The organism is Aeromonas intestinalis (assembly GCF_054052485.1).
In genome coordinates, this window is sequence record NZ_JBSTYK010000014.1 from 45,299 (window position 1) to 66,749 (window position 21,451).

General features: G+C 60.1%; 21 protein-coding genes. 8 read left to right on the top strand and 13 right to left on the bottom strand.

The annotated features are described in order from the left end of the window. Window positions 1-101: 101 nt before the first annotated feature. A complete protein-coding gene (typA, locus tag ACW5W7_RS16905; protein ID WP_349920624.1) occupies window positions 102-1,913 on the bottom strand; it encodes a translational GTPase TypA in 1,812 nt (603 codons plus the stop codon). 351 nt (window positions 1,914-2,264) lie between these two features. On the opposite strand from typA, the gene glnA reads away from it, so the two are divergent. From glnA to add, 5 genes are all read left to right on the top strand, one after another. Further along, window positions 2,265-3,674 carry a glutamate--ammonia ligase gene (glnA, locus tag ACW5W7_RS16910; RefSeq protein ID WP_349920623.1) on the top strand — a complete coding sequence of 470 codons (1,410 nt, stop codon included), beginning with the start codon at window positions 2,265-2,267 and terminating at the stop codon, window positions 3,672-3,674. Window positions 3,675-3,869: 195 nt separating this feature from the next. Next, window positions 3,870-4,439: a DUF4124 domain-containing protein gene (locus tag ACW5W7_RS16915; RefSeq protein WP_456502442.1), complete on the top strand. Its 570-nt coding sequence runs from the start codon at window positions 3,870-3,872 to the stop codon at window positions 4,437-4,439. Window positions 4,440-4,525: 86 nt separating this feature from the next. Then, a complete protein-coding gene (glnL, locus tag ACW5W7_RS16920) occupies window positions 4,526-5,593 on the top strand; it encodes a nitrogen regulation protein NR(II) (protein ID WP_349920621.1) in 1,068 nt (355 codons plus the stop codon). Window positions 5,594-5,602: 9 nt separating this feature from the next. Continuing rightward, window positions 5,603-7,021: a nitrogen regulation protein NR(I) gene (gene glnG / locus ACW5W7_RS16925; RefSeq protein WP_349920620.1), complete on the top strand. Its 1,419-nt coding sequence runs from the start codon at window positions 5,603-5,605 to the stop codon at window positions 7,019-7,021. A gap of 142 nt (window positions 7,022-7,163) precedes the next feature. Next, the gene (gene add, locus ACW5W7_RS16930; RefSeq protein ID WP_456502443.1) at window positions 7,164-8,171 is read left to right on the top strand and encodes an adenosine deaminase; all 1,008 of its coding nucleotides are present in this window, start codon (window positions 7,164-7,166) and stop codon (window positions 8,169-8,171) included. 68 nt (window positions 8,172-8,239) lie between these two features. On the opposite strand, the gene hemN is transcribed toward add, so the two are convergent. The 4 genes from hemN to ACW5W7_RS16950 all read right to left on the bottom strand — a co-directional run bounded on the left by hemN (window position 8,240) and on the right by ACW5W7_RS16950 (window position 12,079). After that, complete coding sequence (hemN, locus tag ACW5W7_RS16935) at window positions 8,240-9,613, bottom strand: oxygen-independent coproporphyrinogen III oxidase (RefSeq protein ID WP_456502444.1); 1,374 nt, start codon at window positions 9,611-9,613, stop codon at window positions 8,240-8,242. A gap of 23 nt (window positions 9,614-9,636) precedes the next feature. Next, window positions 9,637-10,077: a DUF2489 domain-containing protein gene (locus ACW5W7_RS16940; protein WP_349922333.1), complete on the bottom strand. Its 441-nt coding sequence runs from the start codon at window positions 10,075-10,077 to the stop codon at window positions 9,637-9,639. A gap of 11 nt (window positions 10,078-10,088) precedes the next feature. Continuing rightward, a complete protein-coding gene (gene yihI / locus ACW5W7_RS16945) occupies window positions 10,089-10,664 on the bottom strand; it encodes a Der GTPase-activating protein YihI (protein ID WP_456502445.1) in 576 nt (191 codons plus the stop codon). 797 nt (window positions 10,665-11,461) lie between these two features. Next, entirely contained in the window at window positions 11,462-12,079 is a 618-nt protein-coding gene (locus ACW5W7_RS16950; protein WP_456502446.1) for a c-type cytochrome, read from the bottom strand. A 142-nt stretch (window positions 12,080-12,221) separates the two neighbouring features. Here ACW5W7_RS16950 and yihA point away from each other — a divergent pair, with 142 nt between their 5' ends. Then, the gene (yihA, locus tag ACW5W7_RS16955; RefSeq protein ID WP_349920615.1) at window positions 12,222-12,878 is read left to right on the top strand and encodes a ribosome biogenesis GTP-binding protein YihA/YsxC; all 657 of its coding nucleotides are present in this window, start codon (window positions 12,222-12,224) and stop codon (window positions 12,876-12,878) included. A gap of 789 nt (window positions 12,879-13,667) precedes the next feature. Here yihA and ACW5W7_RS16960 read toward each other — a convergent pair. The 8 genes from ACW5W7_RS16960 to ACW5W7_RS16995 form a co-directional block, all read right to left on the bottom strand. Continuing rightward, window positions 13,668-13,928 (bottom strand): DUF1488 domain-containing protein, encoded by a 261-nt coding sequence (locus ACW5W7_RS16960; protein ID WP_456502447.1) that lies wholly within the window; start codon window positions 13,926-13,928, stop codon window positions 13,668-13,670. Next, window positions 13,925-14,746, bottom strand: coding sequence for a shikimate dehydrogenase (aroE, locus tag ACW5W7_RS16965; protein ID WP_456502448.1), 822 nt, complete (start codon window positions 14,744-14,746; stop codon window positions 13,925-13,927). The genes ACW5W7_RS16960 and aroE overlap by 4 nt, the downstream gene beginning before the upstream one ends. Before the next feature lie 101 nt (window positions 14,747-14,847). Beyond that, a complete protein-coding gene (gene hemF / locus ACW5W7_RS16970; protein WP_456502449.1) occupies window positions 14,848-15,756 on the bottom strand; it encodes an oxygen-dependent coproporphyrinogen oxidase in 909 nt (302 codons plus the stop codon). A gap of 90 nt (window positions 15,757-15,846) precedes the next feature. Then, window positions 15,847-16,407 (bottom strand): Sua5/YciO/YrdC/YwlC family protein, encoded by a 561-nt coding sequence (locus ACW5W7_RS16975; protein ID WP_456502450.1) that lies wholly within the window; start codon window positions 16,405-16,407, stop codon window positions 15,847-15,849. A gap of 159 nt (window positions 16,408-16,566) precedes the next feature. Further along, window positions 16,567-17,124 carry a DNA topoisomerase family protein gene (locus tag ACW5W7_RS16980; protein ID WP_349920611.1) on the bottom strand — a complete coding sequence of 186 codons (558 nt, stop codon included), beginning with the start codon at window positions 17,122-17,124 and terminating at the stop codon, window positions 16,567-16,569. A gap of 55 nt (window positions 17,125-17,179) precedes the next feature. Continuing rightward, the gene (locus ACW5W7_RS16985) at window positions 17,180-17,653 is read right to left on the bottom strand and encodes a DUF494 family protein (protein ID WP_043763422.1); all 474 of its coding nucleotides are present in this window, start codon (window positions 17,651-17,653) and stop codon (window positions 17,180-17,182) included. Further along, complete coding sequence (gene dprA, locus ACW5W7_RS16990; protein WP_456502451.1) at window positions 17,646-18,761, bottom strand: DNA-processing protein DprA; 1,116 nt, start codon at window positions 18,759-18,761, stop codon at window positions 17,646-17,648. The genes ACW5W7_RS16985 and dprA overlap by 8 nt, the downstream gene beginning before the upstream one ends. Window position 18,762: 1 nt before the next feature. After that, the gene (locus ACW5W7_RS16995; protein WP_456502452.1) at window positions 18,763-19,851 is read right to left on the bottom strand and encodes a LysM peptidoglycan-binding domain-containing protein; all 1,089 of its coding nucleotides are present in this window, start codon (window positions 19,849-19,851) and stop codon (window positions 18,763-18,765) included. Window positions 19,852-19,958: 107 nt separating this feature from the next. Between ACW5W7_RS16995 and def the strand changes: the two genes are divergently transcribed. Further along, window positions 19,959-20,471 carry a peptide deformylase gene (gene def, locus ACW5W7_RS17000; RefSeq protein WP_349920608.1) on the top strand — a complete coding sequence of 171 codons (513 nt, stop codon included), beginning with the start codon at window positions 19,959-19,961 and terminating at the stop codon, window positions 20,469-20,471. A 12-nt stretch (window positions 20,472-20,483) separates the two neighbouring features. Then, complete coding sequence (gene fmt, locus ACW5W7_RS17005) at window positions 20,484-21,428, top strand: methionyl-tRNA formyltransferase (protein WP_456502453.1); 945 nt, start codon at window positions 20,484-20,486, stop codon at window positions 21,426-21,428. Window positions 21,429-21,451 lie beyond the last annotated feature (23 nt).

Genomic DNA, 21,451 nt, shown 5'->3' on the forward strand with positions numbered 1-21,451 from the left:
ACCTGCGTGCACCCTGACCCGTCAGCGTGGCTCGCACCCGGGCAAGCGCCCATAAAAAAAGAGGCCATAAGGCCTCTCTTTGGTCTGTCGATGAACAGCTATCAAGCACGACCGGCGCGCTTGCGATCCATCTCGGTCAGCAGCTTCTTGCGGATACGGATCGCCTTGGGGGTGATCTCGACCAGCTCGTCGTTGTCGATGAACTCGAGGGCCTGTTCCAGGGTCATGCGGATCGGCGGAGTCAGCACCTGGGCTTCGTCGGTACCGGAGGCACGCATGTTGGTCAGCTGTTTGCCCTTCAGGCAGTTGACGGTCAGGTCGTTGGAGCGGGAGTGGATCCCGATCACCTGGCCTTCGTACACCTCGGTCGCGTGACCGATGAACAGACGACCGCGGTCTTGCAGACCGAACAGGGCGAAGGTCAGAGCCTTGCCGGTGGCGTTGGAGATCAGCACGCCGTTCTGACGCTCACCGATGCTGCCACCCTTGTGCGGACCGTAGTGGTCGAAGGTGTGGTACAGCAGGCCGGTACCTGAGGTCATGGTCAGGAACTCGGTCTGGAAGCCGATCAGGCCACGGCTCGGGATCATGAAGTCCAGACGGACACGGCCCTTGCCATCCGGGGTCATGTTGGTCATCTCGCCCTTACGCAGACCGAGTTGCTCCATCACGGAACCCTGGTGGATCTCTTCCACGTCGACAGTCACGGTTTCGAACGGTTCTTGCAGAACGCCGTCAACGGTGCGCAGGATAACTTCCGGACGGGATACGGCCAGCTCGTAACCTTCGCGACGCATGTTTTCGATCAGGATGGACAGGTGCAGTTCACCACGGCCGGAGACGCGGAACTTGTCCGGATCTTCGGTCTCTTCCACGCGCAGGGCCACGTTGTGGACCAGCTCCTGGTTCAGACGCTCCAGGATGTTGCGGGAAGTCACGAACTTGCCTTCTTTACCGGCGAACGGGGAGGTGTTCACCTGGAAGGTCATGTTCACGGTCGGCTCGTCAACGGAGAGCGGCGGCAGGGCTTCGACGGCGTTGTTGTCACAGACGGTGTCGGAGATCTTCAGCTCGCCCAGACCGGTGATGGCGATGATGTCGCCCGCTTGCGCGTCGGCCACTTCGGTACGGGACAGACCCAGGTAACCCAGCACCTGACCGACCTTGCCGGTACGGCTCTTGCCGTTGGCACCGACGATGGTGACCTGCTGGTTGGTCTTGACGCGACCACGGGTGATTCGGCCGATACCGATGACACCGACGTAGGAGTTGTAGTCCAGCTGGGAGATCTGCATCTGGAAACCGCCATCGGCGTCAGCCTTGGGGGCTTCCACGTTGTCGACGATGGCCTGGAACAGGGGTTCCATGTTCTCGGACGGCACGTCCTGATCCATGGTGGCCCAGCCGTTCAGTGCAGAGGCGTAAACAACCTTGAAGTCCAGTTGCTCATCGGTGGCGCCCAGGTTGTCAAACAGGTCGAATACCTGATCCATTACCCAGTCAGGACGAGCACCCGGACGGTCGATCTTGTTGATGACCACGATCGGCTTCAGACCCTGGGCGAACGCCTTCTGGGTCACGAAACGGGTTTGCGGCATCGGGCCGTCGACGGCGTCGACCAGCAGCAGCACGGAGTCAACCATGGACAGTACACGCTCAACTTCACCACCGAAGTCGGCGTGACCCGGGGTATCAACGATGTTGATGCGGTAGTCGTTCCAGCGGATCGCAGTGTTCTTGGCGAGAATGGTGATGCCACGTTCCCGTTCCAGATCATTGGAGTCCATGATCCGTTCCTGACCTTCGCTGGTGCGATCCAGAGTGCCGGATTGCTGCAGCAGCTTATCAACCAGAGTCGTTTTGCCGTGGTCAACGTGCGCAATAATCGCAATATTGCGTAAATTCTCTAACATTCTCGCCTCAAATCACCGGGTAAAATTGGGCGCTAATTGTACTCTCGCCTTTGTGATCTGCCTAGCAGAATTGCAGACCATTCGTGCACGACAGGGGATCAGGATCATAGACCCCGTTTGAAAAGCCTGCTTAGATGGGGGTTGGAACGCTGGCGCACCACATTGGTGCACCAAAAGGATCCAAGGCTGCACCACTATGAGGCGCAACACTGCACGAGAGCGGGTGACCCGACAGCCTGAAACGGTGCAAATGCCCTGAAATCAAGCTGTCACAAACTTGGCACGATACTGGCTTATGTGAATATGACGACGCATTCACCCAAAGAGTTTTAACACCGGAGGTTACTTAGCATGTCAGCCCAGAACGTTTTGGCCCTGATCCAGGAACACGAAGTCAAGTTTGTTGATCTGCGCTTTACCGACACCAAGGGTAAAGAACAGCACGTATCCATTCCTTCCCATCAGGTCGATGAAGACTTCTTCGAAGATGGCAAGATGTTCGATGGTTCCTCCATCGGCGGCTGGAAGGGCATCAATGAGTCTGACATGGTGCTGATGCCGGACCCGGCCTCCGCCAAGCTGGATCCCTTCACCGAAGAGACCACCCTGAACATCGTCTGTGACGTGCTCGAGCCCGCCACCATGCAAGGCTACGATCGCGATCCGCGCTCCATCGCCAAGCGCGCCGAAGATTTCCTGAAGTCCAGCGGCATCGCCGACACCGTGCTGTTCGGGCCGGAGCCGGAATTCTTCATGTTCGACAACATCACCTTCTCCAACACCATGGGCCACAGCTTCGTGAAGATCGAATCCGAAGAAGCTGCCTGGAACTCCGGTACCGATTACGAACACGGCAACAAGGGTCACCGTCCCTTCGTCAAGGGTGGTTACTTCCCAGTTGCGCCGGTTGACTCCTCCCAGGACATCCGTGCCGCCATGTGTCTGGTGCTGGAAGAGATGGGCCAGGTGGTCGAAGCGCACCACCACGAAGTGGCGACCGCCGGTCAGAACGAGATCGCGACCCGCTTCAACACTCTGACTCTGAAAGCTGACGAAGTGCAGGTGCTGAAGTACGTGATCCACAACGTGGCCCACGCCTACAACAAGACCGTCACCTTCATGCCCAAACCCATGTTCGGTGACAACGGCTCCGGCATGCACTGCCACCAGTCCCTGGCCAAGAACGGCGTCAACCTGTTCGCCGGCGACCTGTACGGTGGTCTGTCCGAGATGGCGCTGCACTACATCGGCGGCATCATCAAGCACGCCAAGGCCATCAACGCCTTCGCCAACCCGACCACCAACTCCTACAAGCGTCTGGTGCCAGGCTACGAAGCCCCGGTCATGCTGGCCTACTCCGCCCGCAACCGCTCTGCCTCCATCCGTATCCCGGTGGTGCCGAGCCCGAAAGCCCGTCGCATCGAGGTTCGCTTCCCGGATCCGGCAGCCAACCCCTACCTGGCCTTCGCCGCCCAGCTGATGGCCGGTCTGGACGGTATCATCAACAAGATCCATCCGGGCGACGCCATGGACAAGAACTTGTATGACCTGCCGCCGGAAGAAGCCGCCGAAGTGCCGACCGTTGCCGGCTCCCTGGACGAAGCCCTGTCCGCCCTGGACGCAGACCGCGAGTTCCTGACCCGTGGTGGCGTGTTCAGCGATGACTTCATTAACTCCTACCTGGAGCTGAAGCAGCAGGACGTGGATCGCGTACGCATGACTCCGCACCCGCTGGAGTTCGAGCTGTACTACTCCGTCTAATCGGTGTCCTTGCGTCATCAACATGAAAACCCGCCAGCTGGCGGGTTTTTTTATGGTGGGCCGGCAACCCGTACACGCGCCATTCACGGAAGAAACCGCCAGCCCATCGATCGATGCCAGCCCCATATTGCCGACAATCGGTCTGGCCGTTTTTTCTCTGATAGGATTAAGCTGAACCCCGTCAAGGAGAGATGGATGAACACAGTGCCATGGATGCTGAGCCTCTTGCTGATACTGCCTTTCGCCGCCCAGGCTGCCAGGGTCTACTCCTGGGTCGATGCCAACGGCGTGACCCACTACACCGATGCTCCCCCTCCCGGCAAAAGCGCCAAGGAGGTCGATCTGCGGGTCTCCCCCCTCATCGGCACCGCCCCCCACTCGGTGCAGGTCGACAACTTCAATCATCTGACCGGGGTTGATGACAAGAAGGCACAGGCGACCGCCAAGCTGTCTGTCGAGCTGCTCTCCCCCGAGCCAGGCAGTACCCTGCGTGACAACACGGGCAACATCGTCTTCCAGGCCGAGGTCAATCCCCAGGCTCCGGTACAGTTCGATCTGCGCCTGCTGCTCAACGGCAAGGCCGTCCCTCTGGTCCATAACAGCCTGGCAATCCGGGTGGAGAACCTCGATCGCGGCGCCCATCAGGCGCAGCTCGAGCTGCTCGCCAAAGACGGTACGATCCTTGCTAAATCCAAGCCAACCACCTTTTACCTGCACAGAACCACGGTGGATCCGGCTCCCAAGGCCACCCCCAAAGCGGATTAGGGGTGATGTGATGCACCGATGCGGGTAAACTCAATGCACCATATCGGTGCATAACCGGTGAGCAGCACCGTTTTAGGGAGAAACCTGTGCCAACCCGCTCGGACAACGCCAAGACACTCTTGGACAACCTGCTGACCGCCGTCATCCTGATGGACGAGCGGCTCTGCATTCAATTCGTCAACCCGGCGGCAGAGCAGCTGCTCTCCCTCAGCGAGCGGCGCCTGATCGGCATCGAACTGCCCTATCTGCTCGAACACATCTCCCTCGATCTGCAGCGATTCAAACAGTGCCTCATTTCGGGGCAAGGCTTTACCGACAGCGAAGTGACCCTGGTGGTGGAAGGGGAACCCAGACTGGTGGAGATCAGCGTCAGTCCCATGGCCGACACCCAGGGCAGCGGTGAACAGCGGCTGATGGTGGTGGAGCTGCGCAAGATCGATCAGCAGAAGAAGATAAGCCAGGAGCTGCAGCAACATGCCCAGCAGCAGGCGGCCAAGGAGCTGGTACGCGGTCTGGCCCACGAGATCAAGAACCCCCTCGGTGGCTTGCGCGGCGCCGCCCAGTTGCTGCAAAAAGAGCTGCCGGATCCCGCCTTGCGGGAATATACCGGCATCATCATCGAGCAGGCCGACCGGCTGCGAGCCCTGGTCGATCGCCTGCTCGGCCCCCAGCGGCCCGGCCGCCACCAGATGCACAATGTGCACTCGGTACTGGAACAGGTGCGCCGTCTGGTGGATCTGGAGCTGCCTCCCCAGATCCGGATCGAGCGGGACTACGATCCCAGCATTCCGGAATTCGAGATGGAGGCGGATCAGCTGCAGCAGGCCTTCCTCAACATAGTGCGCAACGCCGCCGAGGCGCTGGGGGAGCAGACCGGGCTCATCCGCATCAAGACTCGCACCGCCTTCCAGATCACCATCCACGGCCAGCGCTACCGGCTGGCGGCGGAGATCAAGATCATCGACAACGGCCCCGGCATTCCCGATGCCATCCGCGACACCCTCTTCTACCCCATGATCACCGGCAAGGAGGGAGGGACGGGGCTTGGCCTCTCCATCGCCCAGAACCTGATCGATCAGCACAAGGGGCGCATCGACTGCATCAGCTGGCCCGGCCATACCGAATTCACCATCTATCTACCGCTTCGCAAATAAGGGAACCTCATGACAGCAAAAGTGTGGATCGTCGATGACGACAGCTCCATCCGGTGGGTCCTGGAGCGCACCCTGGGCAGCGAAGGCTTCGATTGCGAGAGTTTCGCCGATGGTGAAGCCCTGCTGAGCTCCCTGGAGATGCGCTCGCCCGACGTCATCCTCTCCGACATTCGCATGCCCGGCATCGATGGTCTCAGCCTGCTGGAGCAGATCCATCGCCGTCAGGCGGATCTGCCCATCATCATCATGACCGCCCACTCGGACTTGGACAGTGCGGTCAACGCCTACCAGCGCGGCGCCTTCGAGTACCTGCCCAAGCCCTTCGACATCGACGAGGCCGTCAGCCTGGTGCGCCGCGCCGAGAATCACCTCAAGGAGCAGCGAACCAAACGCAAGGGTCGCCAGCAGGAGCCCGGCAACAGCCCGGAGATCATCGGCGAGGCCCCCGCCATGCAGGAGGTGTTTCGCGCCATCGGCCGACTGTCACGCTCCAGCATCTCGGTGCTCATCAACGGCCAGAGCGGCACCGGCAAGGAGCTGGTCGCCCACGCACTGCACAAGCACAGCCCCCGCTCCCACAAGAACTTCATCGCACTCAACATGGCGGCCATCCCCAAAGATCTCATCGAATCCGAGCTGTTCGGCCATGAGAAAGGGGCCTTCACCGGTGCCAACAACATCCGTCATGGCCGCTTCGAGCAGGCCGATGGCGGCACCCTGTTTCTCGACGAGATAGGGGACATGCCCCTCGAGGTACAGACCCGGCTGCTGCGGGTGCTGGCTGATGGACAGTTCTACCGGGTCGGCGGTCACCAGCCGGTGCAGGTGGACGTGCGGATCATCGCCGCCACCCACCAGAATCTGGAGAAGCGGGTGGCCGACGGCGAGTTTCGGGAGGATTTGTTCCATCGCCTCAACGTCATTCGCATTCATATTCCGGCCCTCAAGGAACGGCGCGAAGACATTCCCCAGCTCGCCCAGCACTTCCTGTTGCGGGCGGCCAAGGAGCTGAACGTGGAGGCCAAGAGCCTGCATCCGGACACCCAGGCCTATGTCAGCCGCCTGCCCTGGCCGGGCAACGTGCGCCAGCTGGAGAACGTCTGCCGCTGGCTGACCGTGATGGCCTCGGGTCAGGAGGTGCTGGTGAGCGATCTCCCTCCCGAACTGCTGACCCCGGTCACCAGCACGGCGGAGCCGGGACAACCCGCCCTCGCCGGTGGCTGGCAGCAACAGTTGCAGGATTGGGTGGCTGGCAAGTTGGCGCTGGGGGAGACCGACATCCTGGCCGATGCCCTGCCCCAGTTCGAGCGGATCATGCTGGAGACGGCGCTGGAGCACACTCGCGGTCACAAGCAGGAGGCAGCCCGCCTGCTCGGCTGGGGTCGCAACACCCTGACCCGCAAGCTCAAGGAACTCGATATTCCCTGAGCCTCAGGGGAAAACGATTCCCATCACGCCTTGATGAATATATGCCCGCCCAGTACCCCGTTTGCCTGCAAACGGGGTATCTTTTTCAGGAGTCCTGCCTAGAATGGCAGGCTTTCCAACCCGACTCGCAGAAGGCGCCATCATGATTGACAGATCCCTCCCCCTGACCGACCTGCACCGCCATCTGGACGGCAACATTCGCCCGCAGACCATTCTCGAGCTGGGTAGACAGCACAACATTCAGCTGCCCGCCACTGAGCTGGAGGCGCTGCGCCCCCACGTGCAGATCGTCGAGAACGAACCGAGCCTGGTCGCCTTCCTGAAGAAGCTGGACTGGGGCGTGGCCGTGCTGGCCGACTACGATGCCTGCCGCCGGGTGGCCTACGAGAACGTGGAAGATCTGCTGCGCGCCGGCATCGACTATGCCGAGCTGCGTTTCAGCCCGGCCTACATGGCCATGGCCCACAAGCTGCACCCCCAGGGCGTGGTGGAGGCCGTCATCGATGGCGTGGCCGCCGGCAGCCGCGATTTTGGCATCAAGACCAACCTCATCGGCATCATGAGTCGCACCTTCGGCACCGAGCAGTGCCGGGTCGAACTGGAGGCCTGCCTGGCCCACCGGGATCAGCTGGTCGCCGTCGATCTGGCGGGGGATGAAATGGGCTTCCCTGGCAACCTGTTCACCGACCACTTCCGCAAGGTGCGGGACGCGGGAATGCGGGTTACCGTGCACGCCGGTGAAGCCGCAGGCCCCGAGAGCATGTGGCAGGCCATCCGGGAGCTCGGCGCCGAGCGCATCGGCCACGGCGTCAAGGCGATCCAGGATCCGGCCCTGATGGCCTACCTGGCGGAGCACCGCATCGGCATCGAGTCCTGCCTCACCTCCAACCTGCAGACCACCACGGTGGCGAGCCTCGGCGATCACCCGATCCGCCAGTTCCTGGCCGCCGGCGTACTGGCCTGCCTCAACACCGACGATCCTGCTGTTGAGGGCATAGATCTCCCCTACGAATACGAGGTCGCAGCCCCTGCTGCTGGCATGAGTGATGAGGAAATCCGCACCGCACAGCGCAATGGTCTGACGCTGGCCTTCCTGAGCGACGCCGAGAAGGCCGAACTGAGCGCCCGGGCCGCCCGCCGCCAAGGCTAATCGCCATCCCGTCTCCAATAAAAAAACCGCCTCTCGGCGGTTTTTTTATTGTCCGGCAATCGAACGACTCAGATCACCCGGGAGAACTGCTGCTGACGCGCCTTGCTGCGCAGATAGGCGTCGAAACACATGCAGATGTTGCGAATGAGCAGCTGACCGGTGGAGACCACCTCCATCCCCTCGTCCGTCATGCGCACCAGACCATCGTCGATGAAGGTCTGCAGCAGCTTGAGATCCTCGGCGAAGTACTCCTTGAACACCAGGCCGTGGGCCTGCTCGACGGCGGCGAAGTTCAGGGAGAAGTCACAGATGAGGCGCTTGATCACCTCCCGGCGGATCAGGTCGTCCTGATTGAGGGAGCACCCCTTCCACTGGGCATGGCCCAGCTCGTCCACCTGGGCGTAGTAGGCCTTGAGATCCTTCTGGTTCTGGGAGTAGGCGTCGCCGATCATGCTGATGGAGGAGACCCCCAGACCCAGCAGGTCGCAATTCCCCTGGGTGGTGTACCCCTGGAAGTTGCGGTGCAGCTTGCCTTCTCGCTGGGCCACCGCCAGTTCGTCGTCCGGCTTGGCGAAGTGATCCATGCCGATGAACTGGTAACCCTGGCCGGTGAGGAAGGTGATGGTGTCATGCAGCATGGCCAGCTTCTCGCGGGGCGCCGGCATGTCCGCCTCTTTCAACTTGTGCTGGGCTGCGAAGCGGCTCGGCAGATGGGCATAGTTGAAGATGGAAAGACGGGCCGGATCGGTTTTGAGCACCTCTTCCAGGGTGTGATGGAAGCTGTCCCGGTTCTGGTGGGGCAGGCCATAAATCAGATCGAGATTGGTGGAGCGGAAGCCCAGCGCACGGGCACGCTCCAGCATGGCGCGGATGAAGTCGTTGTCCTGCTCCCGGTTGACCGCGATCTGGACCTGCTTGTTGAAGTCCTGCACGCCGAGACTGATACGGTTGAAGCCCACCTCTCGCAGCACATCCAGCATGGAGAGTTCGATCTCCCGCGGATCCACTTCGATGCTGATCTCCCCTTCTTCGGCAAACTGGAAGTGTTCCCGCAGCATGGCCATCAGGCGCCGGGTCTGGGCTTCGTTCAGATAGGTCGGGGTGCCGCCGCCCCAATGCAGCTGGGTCACCAGCCGGTGCTTGAACAGCGGGGCCTGGGCCTTGATCTCCTGCTCGAGGAAGTCGAGATACTGATCGGCCTTGTGCTGATGACGGGTGATCACCTTGTTGCAGCCGCAGTAGTAACAGAGCTTGTGGCAGAAGGGGATGTGCACGTAGAGCGACAAATTGCGGGTCGGGTACTGGCCGGCGGCGTGGACGAAATCCGGATAACCGAACCCTTCGTTGAACTCCAGCGCAGTGGGATAGGAGGTATAACGCGGGCCACTGTAGTTGTATTTCTCGATCAGGGCCTGGTCCCACACAATCTGTTCTACTTGCACGCTTGCTTCCTCTTTCTTTTATATCAACGGCTTAACTGGAAGTCCTTCAACAGGGCGACGTCCTTGAGGATCTGCGCCTCCAGCTCGGCTTCATAGCCGCTGCGCTCGAGATCCATCCTCATCACTTCATTGCGCTTGAGCGCCCGTCTCGCCTCGTGAGTCGGCATCTCTTTCACCTTCTCATAGAGACCATAGAGACCGGGGAACTCCTCGGTGAAGGCGCGCCCACCCTTTATCTGCAGGGCATCCAGCAGATTGGTCAGGCGAATGGCCCCCTCCGAGTAGTCGCACTGACCGTCCCGCACCGCATGGGCGATCACCCTGACGCTCTCGAGGATGCGCTCATTGCGGGCCGCGATGGCCTGTTGCTGCATCTCGTGCTGACGCTTGAGACGAGCCAGCAGGGTGCCGGCGTAGACCGCCAGCCCCAGCAAGACAAGGCCACCCAGCAGGGCGGCCAGCATCCATCCACTCATCACTTTTTCTTCGGCTCAGGCTTGGATTCAGGCTGATAGTCAACCTGGGTGAAGCGCTCCCACAGCTCCTCTTCGGAGGCAGGCTGGCTCGGCTCGTCGAAGTCGGCGTCATCGAAGTCGCCCTCTTCGTCTTCATCGGTATCGATGATCCCGAGCTCGTCCATCAGCTCCTGGTAGCGATCAACCCGCTGATCGACCCAGACTTGCTCGTCCGCAGCCAGGGTTTCGCCATTGTCCAGGCGATCCAGCAGATCATTCAGACGATCGTCGTTCTCGATGGAGGCGAGTTCCTGCTCGGGGGTCATCACCAGCTTCTTCTCTTTCAGCGGCTTGGAAACGACCGGCTTGCTCTTCTTCTCTTCCACGACCAGCACGACCGGCTTGCGGGAACCGATGCGCGGATCCTTGGCTTGCTTGCCGCTGCCGCGCTTCTGCTCTTCCCCTGCCTGTTGGCGGGAGCCTGCTTTCAAACCCTTGCGCTTGGCGGCGCGCTTGCGCTCGCGGCCTTCCTGGGCACTGGCATCTGATTCTTTGCGCTTGCCGGTAGGCTTGCGGGTGGGTTGTTTGGCCGACATGAATGACTCCGACAAATATCTGGATTGAAGCCCGATCCCGTGATGGATTCGTGCGGGAAGGATGCTGAGGCGGGAACAGTAAATCTGGAACAAGAAGGGGATCCTGCACCAATTCGGCCATATTGACCGCTGAACACCGCAGGATCGGCATCCTCTGGGCATGTTGCTGCTATTTTGACACAGAATGCCTGAGCGGGTTAATCACCCAATGGAAAAAAGGCAGCCGAAGCTGCCTTTTTATATTTATGCGAGTCCCATTCCCTGGTTGCAAAACGCCTGTCCCTGGGCGTACATCTGCGCATCGTGTTGTGGGGTCTTCCTGACCCTTATTGGTCGTTCCTGAATGTGCGTGTGCTTGCCTGACCCATCTCGATGACATCCTGCCATCCATCCGGGGTGGTTGCCTCCCGCAGCCTCGCCCATCCCGAGCGATCACCATCCTGGTTTTGCTATCCCGTGCTCATCACCTGTGCATGCTGAGCAGACTTCCTGTCCGACCCGATGGGCCAATCGCCCTCGCGTCACTCCATGCGCCCACTGTAACAACTTGGCAGAATGGCTCAATCCACTCAGAATGTCTTCAAATGAAGACAAAACTGCCTATTCATGCCTAAGTATTTGAAAGTTATGGTTTCGAAAATGAAAGCTGAGGGTCGTTTCAGCCGGGGCCGAATCAGAAAATAGGAGATCTCTTACAACAACCCAGGCCATTTATGGCCAATGGTGTTAAAGGCGAAAAAGAAACGGGGAACAATTGAGTTCCCCGTACTTTTCAACAAGATAGGTTTCAGCTGTTATCAGTGCAAGCCAGCCACATACCTGGACAGCGACTCTATGTCTTCATCCGTCAGCTTCTTGGCCACGTCCCGCATCATGCCGTTGGGATCATTTTCGCGGGTTGCGCTGCGGAAGGCGATCAGCTGGGCCTTGATATAGGCAGGATGCTGCCCGGACAGGCTAGGATACTTGGCCTGCTCGACACCGGATCCCCGCGGCCCATGGCAGGCGGTGCATGCCGCCAGACCCCGGCTCATGTCGCCCCCCATGTAGAGTGCCTTGCCGGCGGCCACGACCTCATCCGGCACGGCCAGGGGCGTCACCTTCTGGCTGGAGAAGTAAGCTGCCAGGTCATCCATGTCCTGATCGGACAGGGGCAAGGCCATGGGCCCCATGATGGGGGCAACCCGGCCAGTTTGGCCAGAAGCGGCAGCCTTCAGTTCAACTAATTGTTTTTTGATATATGATGCGTGCTGACCAGCAATCTTGGGATACATGTCGACTGGGCTGTTGCCGTCCGGTCCATGGCAAGCTGCACAGATAGCAGCCTTGGTTTGTCCCGCTGTGGCATCGCCCTTGGCTTGTGCCATCCCAGTTACGCCAACCATCAGAGCAAGTGTAATGACTAGGTTCTTCATGGCGTTCCAACTTTCTCGTTATTAGGCTTCCAGATCCCATGCCGCCGAAGGCATGTTAAAATAAACGCGTATAAGCGACGCTATTTTACACGATTTTACAATAAAGTAACTCATAACCCTCTCTCTCTATAGGGAATTTACGTTGGATACACAAACTCTGAATTTCAATAAGGTGCATTTTGTGACCAGCGCACCCGATATCCGCCACCTGCCGAATGACGGGGGTGTCGAGATTGCGTTCGCAGGTCGCTCCAACGCCGGCAAGTCGTCAGCATTGAATACCCTGACCAAGCACAAGAACCTGGCCCGCACCAGTAAGACCCCAGGCCGCACCCAGCTGATCAACCTGTTCGAGCTGGAACCGGGCAAGCGTCTGGTGGATCTGCCGGGCTACGGTTATGCCCAGGTCCCGCTGGAAATGAAGCTGAAGTGGCAAAAGTCGCTGGCAGAATATCTCCAGCGCCGTGAGTCCTTGAAAGGGCTGGTGATCCTGATGGACATTCGCCACCCGCTCAAAGAGACCGACATGAATATGCTGGAGTGGAGCGCCCACCGCGAACTGCCCGTCATGCTGCTGCTCACCAAGGCAGATAAGCTGAGCCCGGGCCCTCGCAACAATCAGGTCATCAAGGTTCGCCAGGCGGTGGCGGAGCTGGGTCCGCAGATCCAGGTGGAAGCCTTCTCTTCCCTCACCAATATCGGTGTCGAGAAGCTGGCCCAGACCCTGACCGGCTGGTATCTGTCCGGAGCCGACAACGAGCCGGCAGACAGTGATGAAGAGGATCAGATCGAGGAGTAAGCACTCCCCACCTCGGTGCAATGAGCGGAGTTGGTTCTCCGCTGATTGAAAGACTTTCAGTTTCTCTCCCGCCTATCTCCCCCGTATCTCGACACGCAATGACGCCCCCTCTCAGGGTATGGAATCATTGATAATCAATGTGATAGCCGCTTTAAATGTAGCAATAATTAACTTATTGCCGCTCTGGTAGCGTTTTCAGAATTCTTGTCGTACAGAGCCTTTTTGAGGCCAAACAAGAACAAAACTGAAATTTTATTACAACACAACGAAGGGATGGGCGGGGAGAGGACAAAAATGAGGCCAGTGCTGCGATCCGCAAGACTGGCCCTAAGCAATCAATTCAAAAAATTGGGAAAAAGCTAATTCTCGAGAACAAAGACGATTGGTTTTCCTCAAGAAAGGCCCTCATTCTAGCAAAGAATTGGGGGAATTAAAGCATTTACTCTAAATGGCGAGCATAAAAAAACGCCCCGACGATGACTCATCGGGGCTGCTATTCAGCCACATTCAATTACGTGAAATAAAAGGTCTGAAAGATAGAACATCTTACCTCTGTACCCTACGCAGATAACTGTACAGCAAAGCAGCAGAAAGTGAAAGTAATTTATGTAATTTAGTTTCACGAAAAATGGATTACATAAATTTTCTTAATTTTCATGTAGATAAAAAAATCCCCAGTACGAAGACCGGGGAGTTATAAAAGGTGACTAGCTAGCACTTCCTCAACTATCTAGTTAGTCAGCCATTTTCCTCTCAAGTTCCGCTGCATCAGAAAAAAACTTGAAGAATCTATAAACAGATGGCGCCATCTTCACCAAATGATTGTTCTTCAATGAGTTTTTCAGTCATTTCCTCGATGTCAAAGCGCAGGGCCTCGAAGGCTTTGAGGATCTCCTCCTCCCGGGCTAGGCTCAGGCCCGCCAGTTTCTCCAGTCGCCGCCGACTGATGTAGCAGTCGATCCGTGCCCCCTGCCACTGGGCCGGGAAATGCACTCGCTGCGCCGGTTCTTCCCAGCTCATCAGGTTGGGAAAGAGTATGCCTTGATTCACAGGATCCCCAGGTTGCGTTTCAGTTCTCTCAATACCTGTTTAGTACCGGGACGCAGACCGCGCCACACGGTGAAGGCCTCCGCAGCCTGCTCCACCAGCATGCCGAGCCCATCCATGGTGAGCCGTGCCCCGTGAGATTTGGCCCAGGCGATGAAGGGGGTATCGGTGGCTCCATACATCATGTCGTAGATGGCAGTATCACCGTGGATCAGAGCTGGGGAGAGAGGAGGCAGATCCCCCTGCAGGCTGGCGGAGGTGGAGTTGATGACGAGATCGAAAGGCCCCTGCAATGCCTCATAAGCCACGGCCTGAATAGCCCCCAGATCCTGAAACTCCTCGGCGAGCCGGGCCGCCTTGGCCTGGGTACGGTTGGCAATCACCAGCTCGCTCGGCCCCTCGGCCAGCAGAGGGGCCAGACAGCCCCTGGCGGCACCACCGGCGCCGAGCAGTAGGATACGGCTTCCTGTCAGGGCCACCCCGTGAGACTTGAGATCCGCCACCAGACCGGCCCCATCCGTGTTGTCCCCCAGCAGCACGCCGTCATCGGTCAGCTTGATGGTATTGACGGCCCCCGCTCGCCTGGCTCTTGGGCTCAATCTGTCCACCAGGGCGAAGGCCTGCTCCTTGAAGGGAACCGTCACGTTGCAGCCCTTGCCCCCCTCGGCGAAGAAGGCGCGCAGGCTGGTTTCAAACTCAGCGGGGACGGGCTCGGCCAGGCCATATTCCAGCGCTTGCTGGGTCTGGCGAGCAAACAGGGTATGGATGAAGGGGGACTTGCTGTGGCGCACCGGGTGGCCAAAAACCAGATAACGATCCATCGGGGAATTCCATCAGAAGGGTATGCCCCGATTTAACGGGTTTTCCTGCCCTGGAACAAGCCAAAAATCGGCAACGAAAAGGGGCCTGCCGGCCCCTTGCGTCACACCCATTCCCTTGGCGTGAGGTAATCGCGATAGAGTGCGGCTTCGGGGCTTCCCGGCTCCGGTTGCCAGTCATACTCCCAACGAGCCAGCGGGGGCATGGACATCAGGATGGATTCGGTGCGGCCGCCGGTCTGCAGGCCGAACAGGGTGCCCCTGTCGTAGACCAGGTTGAACTCCACATAACGACCACGGCGGTAGAGCTGGAACTCACGCTCACGTTCACCAAAGAGTTGTGCCTTGCGCCGCTCGACGATGGGCAGGTAGGCCGCAAGATAGCCCTCACCCACCGCCCGCATGAAGGCGAAACAGTCATCGAACGGCCAGCGGTTCAGATCATCGAAGAAGAGGCCACCGACGCCACGGGTCTCTCCCCGATGCTTGAGGAAGAAGTAACGATCGCACCAAGACTTGAACTCGGAGTAAACCCCTTCACCGAAGGGCTGACACAGGTCACGGGAGACCTGATGCCAGTGCCGCACATCTTCGTCGACAGGATAGAAGGGCGTCAGATCGAAGCCACCGCCAAACCACCAGATGGGATCTTCACCCTCCTTCTCGGCGATGAAGAAACGTACGTTGGCGTGACTGGTCGGCACATGGGGATTGTGCGGATGGATCACCAGGGAGACCCCCATCGCCTCGAAGCGGCGACCCGCCAGCTCGGGGCGGTGGGCGGTCGCCGAGGCGGGCATGGCATCCCCATGGACGTAGGAGAAATTGACGCCCCCCTGCTCGATTACGGCTCCGTGGCGCAGCACCCGGGTGCGGCCACCACCACCGCCTTCTCGGGTCCAGGCATCTTCCACGAAGCGCCCTGCCCCATCGGCCTGTTCGAGGCCGTGACAGATCTGATCCTGCAACTGCAGCAGGAAGGCCTTGATCCCGGCCACGTCCGGTTTGCTCATCTTGTCTCCAGTCAGGCTGGATCGCGTCCCGCCCGTTTTATTATGATGCCCTGGCCAGGGCCAGCCCGCCGGAGCGGGGAAGTTCCGCCCTCAGGAGGGACGGATGATGGCGCCGGTTCTGGCGTCCTTGATCTCGGATGGGTTGGCCTGCCCACCGACGTTCCCCGGCAATACATAAGCCAGCATGTCTGCCAGCGGGGCACCGATCTCGGCGGTGCTGCGGGCGGGCTCCTCACCGGTCAGGTTGGCACTGGTGGAAACCAGGGGCTTGCCATAGGCGCGGCACAGGGCCTGCACCTGGGGATGGGCACTCACCCGCACCGCCAGGGTATCGAAACGGCCGGTCAGCCAGGCAGGGGTAGTGGGGCGGGCCGGCATGATCCAGGTGAAGGGGCCAGGCCAGCTCGCCTCAACCCGTGCAAGCTGCTCGGCACTGAGCTGGCTGAGCTCGATGTACGCCTGCAACTGCGCCAGATCGGCGGCGATCAGGATCAGTCCCTTCTCCACCGGCCGCTGCTTGATGGTCAGCAGGCGCTGTACGGCCTGCTCGGAGTCCGGATCACATCCCAGACCGAACACGGCCTCGGTCGCATAGGCAATCACCCCGTCCGCACGCAGAGCGGCAACCGCTTGTTCAAATTCGTTTTGCATAGGGAATGCGGCAGTCAGGCTGCCACCTCGTCACAGGTTCAGGTTGAGCCGACATCAGACAGGGGAATGGCACGGCAGACAGGGGATCCCCCATGGGGCAACCCTGATACCGCCAGGCGCTGGTACCCAGGATGTTTCAATTTGGTTACGGCGGCGGGATTATACCCGCTCGCTCTGATGGCCGCATTTCTTTTGCGGACAGATCCAGCTCAGCGTCCCCCGCACCTTTTTCTCCACCATGATGCCCCAGCCACACTGGGGGCAGGGCATGGGGATCGGCTTGTCGTTCACCACATATTTGCAGTGGGGGTAGCCGTCGCAGGAGTAGAACTGTTTGCCATAACGGGAGGTGCGACTCACCAGGTGACCCTTGCCGCACTCGGGGCAGAGGATCTGGGTATCGTCACTCTCCTGCAGGGATTCGATATGCTGACAGGCCGGATACTGGGTGCAACCGACGAAGAGGCCGTAGCGCCCCTTCTTGATGGCAAGGGGCTGACCGCAATCCGGGCAGGCCGAACCCTCCAGCACCTTCTCGATATCGCGGCCAGACGGAGTGAGGGAGCGGATATGGTCGCAGGCGGGATAGGCGGAACAGCCCAGGAAGGGGCCATGCTTGCCCTGGCGGATCACCAGCTCGGCACCACACTGCGGGCACGGCTCTCGCTCGAACGCAGGCTCGTGGGCTGAAAACAGGTGGTGATCGATCTTTGACATGGGCCGCGCCTCGAAATCCAGATGGCCTGAATTCTACCAGCGCGGCGCCGGACTGTCAGTGAATGACGCCGTCTGACTCATCAAACACCAGCTCTTCCATCTGCTGGTAGGCGTTTTCACTGCCTGGCACGTTGAAAAGAACCATCATGACTACCCACTTGAGATCATCCAGCTCGATATCCGGTTTATCCAGTTCGAGCAGGCGTTCAATACAGATCTCGCGGGTCTCGGCATTGAGCACCTGGGCCTGTTCCAGGAACAGCAGGAAACCACGGCACTCGGTGCTGAGGCGGACCAGCTCTTGCGGGGCATAGATCCGCATCGAGCCTTGCGCGCTGGCGGTCACATAGACCTCCCGCTCGCTGTCGTGCAGATTGGCCAGTCGTTCCAGCCAGTTGAGCGCCTTCTCGATTTCGTCCTGATTGAAACCGGCCCGGCTCAGTTCGTCGGTGAGTTCATCCTGCTCGACCATCACATCTGCATCGCTGTGGATGTAGGTCTCGAAAAGGTACATCAATACATCAAACATGATTCGCCCTCCTCGTTCTGACGTATCCACCGGCTACCGCCATCACTGCACCGGCCAGCTCCAGCTCTACCAACCTGCCGAGAACCTGCTCGACAGGAAGCCGGGACCGCTCGGCAACGGTATCCACGCTCGTGGCTTCATAATCTACGTTATCCAACAAATCGGCATAAGGCAATTCGCTATTATGCGAAGCCTCGGGGACGGGGCGGGCGGCCCCCACTGCGGCTGCCAGCATCGGCAGCTCCTCCAGAATATCGGCCGCTGCCAGCACCAGCTTGGCCCCTTGCTGAATGAGACGGTTGCAACCCGCCGCCTGGGCGTTCTGCGGGGCGCCGGGTACGGCAAACACCTCACGCCCCTGTTCCAGGGCATAGCGGGCCGTGATGAGAGAGCCGCTCTGCTCCGCCGCTTCCACCACCAGGGTACCCAGCGACAAGCCACTGATGATGCGGTTGCGACGCGGGAAGTGTTCGGCCAAGGGCCCCTTGTCCGGCGCCAGTTCGGAGATGAGCAGTCCCCCCTGTGCCAGGATCTGTTCCGCCAGTCCCTGATGGCGCCTGGGGTAGAGGCAGTCGAGCCCAGAGCCCAGCACCGCCAGCGTCGTTCCTCCTGCCGCTAGTGCCTGTTGATGGCAGACACCGTCGATGCCGAGGGCCAGCCCGGAGGTGATGGCCAAGCCGCATTCCACCAACTCCGTACACAGGCGGGCGGCGTTATCCTTGCCCGCATAGGTGGGGTGGCGGGTGCCCACCATGGCCAACTGCGGCAATGCCAGCGCAGACAGATCCCCGCGGCAATAAAGCAGCAAGGGGGCAGCCGGGATCTGTTTCAGCAGGGAGGGGTAAAGCGGAGAATCGAGGCAGATGAGATGATGATCGGGCTGACTGGCCCAGTGCAGCCCCTCTTCCACCTCGGGGCCCGGCCACCTGAGTTGCCGAAGCTGATGCTCATCGAGCCCCATGGCTCGCAGCTGACCATCGTCGCCCTCGAACAGGGCCGCGATGTCATCATGGCAGCGGCTCAGCAGGCGGGCAGCGGTCACCGGCCCGATGCCACTCACCGCATTCAGGGTCAACCACAGGGCGAGGCGATCGAGAGGCGCCGACACGTCAGAAGTTGCTGACCTGGTAACCCGAGCTCACCAGCTCGCGGCTCTGCAGGATGAGGCCATAGCTCAGCTTGTCATACACCTTGAACAGCATGACCCTGGCCACGGATTCTGACGGCAGGGAAGACTTGCCGGCAGAATAGAACGCCTTGTCATAGACGGAGGCGTATTCGCGGTAAGAGACCTTGCCATTCTTGTCCACCATCTCGGCGCCGGGGCGCTGGATGTCCAGCACATCACCGGGGGAGACGCTGTCTCTGAGCCCCTTGTTGATGAGTACCACGTCAAACTTGCCACCTCCGCGAGCCTTGCTCGGCAGCTCAATCACGTAGCCGGGGCTGATCACGGGCGCCGCCTTGGGCATGAAGACGGCGGTGAGAGTCTCCTGGGGCGGCAGCGGCATCACCTTGTCCCCCTGATAGACTTCCCGCCGACTCTGGGCCAGGGTCACTCTGGCGGTGTTGTCGGGCAACTGTTCTTCGACCCGCACCACACCGACGAAGATCGCCTCCTGCCCAAGTGACTCCCCGGTCTGCTTGTCCTTGTAGACAGTCCCGGGATGATAGACACCGTAGTGCTGGCCCGGGATCAGCGTCCCTCGCACGTAGAGGGTATCCCCTTCCAGCATGCCGATGTGCTTCTCGTTGTTGCCAAGCACATAGGGCATCTCTTTCGCCTGCTGATTATTGGCCAGGATGTGATCCGTCTGCAGGAAGGGGCCGATCTCGCTGAGCGGCAGGGTCGGCACCGGATTGGCCTTGTTTTCATAGCGGTTCTTGGGGGAGAGATGGATGACCTGCTTGCCCCCTTGGCTGGCCTTGCCGAGGCGAGGCTCCCCATTGACCCAGCTCAGTTGCAGCACATCCCCCGGATAGATCCTGTGGGGATTGGCGATCTGGGGATTGATGTTCCAGAGCCGTGGCCAGAGCCAGGGTTCGGCCAGAAACTGGCCCGAGATGTCCCAGAGGGTGTCGCCCTTTTGCACCACATAGTTGTCGGGATGACCGGCTTTCAAGGCCAGTGGCGCCGCCAGGGCGCCGCTCGTCAGGGCTGCCGTCAGGCACGCGAGGATGGTTTGCTTCAGATACATAACACTCCCTGTTATTTCTGCTCGCAAAGTGTTGCTGTTTTTTGTCGGCGTAAATGACTAGAATTACGTCAATATTGACTGCATTTATACGAAACCAAAGAAAAATTATGGCCATTCTAGATGTATTGCGTTTCCCCGATGAGCGTCTGCGTACCATCGCAGCCCCTGTCGAGACCATTACACCCGAGTTACAACAGATTGTAGATGATATGTTCGAAACCATGTACGCGGAGGAAGGCATCGGCCTGGCCGCGACTCAGGTGGACATTCATCAGCGCATCATAGTGATCGACGTCTCCGAAGACCGCGAGGATCAGCTGGTGCTGATCAACCCCGAGATCCTGGAACAGTCCGGCAGCACCGGCATCGAAGAGGGTTGCCTCTCCGTTCCCGGCAGCCGCGCCCTGGTGCCGCGCGCCGAGTGGGTCAAGGTGCGTGCGCTGGATCGCAACGGCCAGCCGTTCGAGCTGGAAGCGGACGATCTGCTCGCCATCTGCATCCAGCATGAGATGGATCATCTGGTCGGCAAGCTGTTTGTGGATTACTTGTCCCCGCTCAAGCGCCAGCGCATTCGCCAGAAGCTGGAAAAGATGGCACGTGAAGATCGCAAAGTCCTCTAAGGATCTGCCCCATTGAATAAATTGAAACTGATTTTTGCCGGTACTCCCGACTTCGCCGCCCGTCACCTGGCGGCGTTGTTGTCTTCCGACCACGAGGTCGTCGCCGTCTACACCCAGCCCGACAAACCGGCGGGTCGCGGCCAGAAGCTCACCGCCAGCCCGGTCAAGGAGCTGGCCCTCGCCCACCAGCTGCCGGTCTACCAACCCGCCTCATTGCGCAATGAAGAAGCTCAGGCCGAGCTGGCGGCCCTCGGTGCCGATCTCATGGTGGTAGTGGCCTATGGCCTGATCCTGCCCAAGGTCGTGCTCGATACCCCGCGTCTTGGCTGCATCAATGTGCACGGCTCCCTGCTGCCGCGCTGGCGCGGTGCCGCCCCCATCCAGCGTTCCATCTGGGCGGGCGATGCCGAGACCGGCGTCACCATCATGCAGATGGACGTGGGACTGGATACCGGCGCCATGATCCGCAAGGTGAGCTGCCCCATCGCGGCCGACGAGACCTCCACCAGCCTCTATGACAAGCTGGCCGAGCTCGGCCCCCAGGCACTGGTCGATACCCTGAATGCCATGGCCGCCGGGGAAGCCCAAGCCGAGGAGCAGGACGACGCCCTGGCCAACTACGCCCAGAAGCTCTCCAAGGAGGAGGCGCGCATCGACTGGTCCATGGAGGCCGTCGCCATCGAGCGCTGCATCCGCGCCTTCAACCCCTGGCCCATCAGCTGGTTCGAGGTGGCCGAACAGACCATCAAGGTGTGGCAGGCCGAGGTCATCGAACAGGAGCACGGTCAGGCGGCCGGCACCCTGCTCAAGGCCGACAAGCAGGGGATCGACATCGCCACCGGCAAGGGCGTGCTGCGCCTGCTGGCACTGCAACCTCCCGGCAAGAAGGCCATGTCGGCCGCGGATCTGCTCAACTCCCGCCGCGACTGGTTTGCCCCCGGCACGCAATTGAATTGAAACAAGCGGGGCCCGGGCCCCGA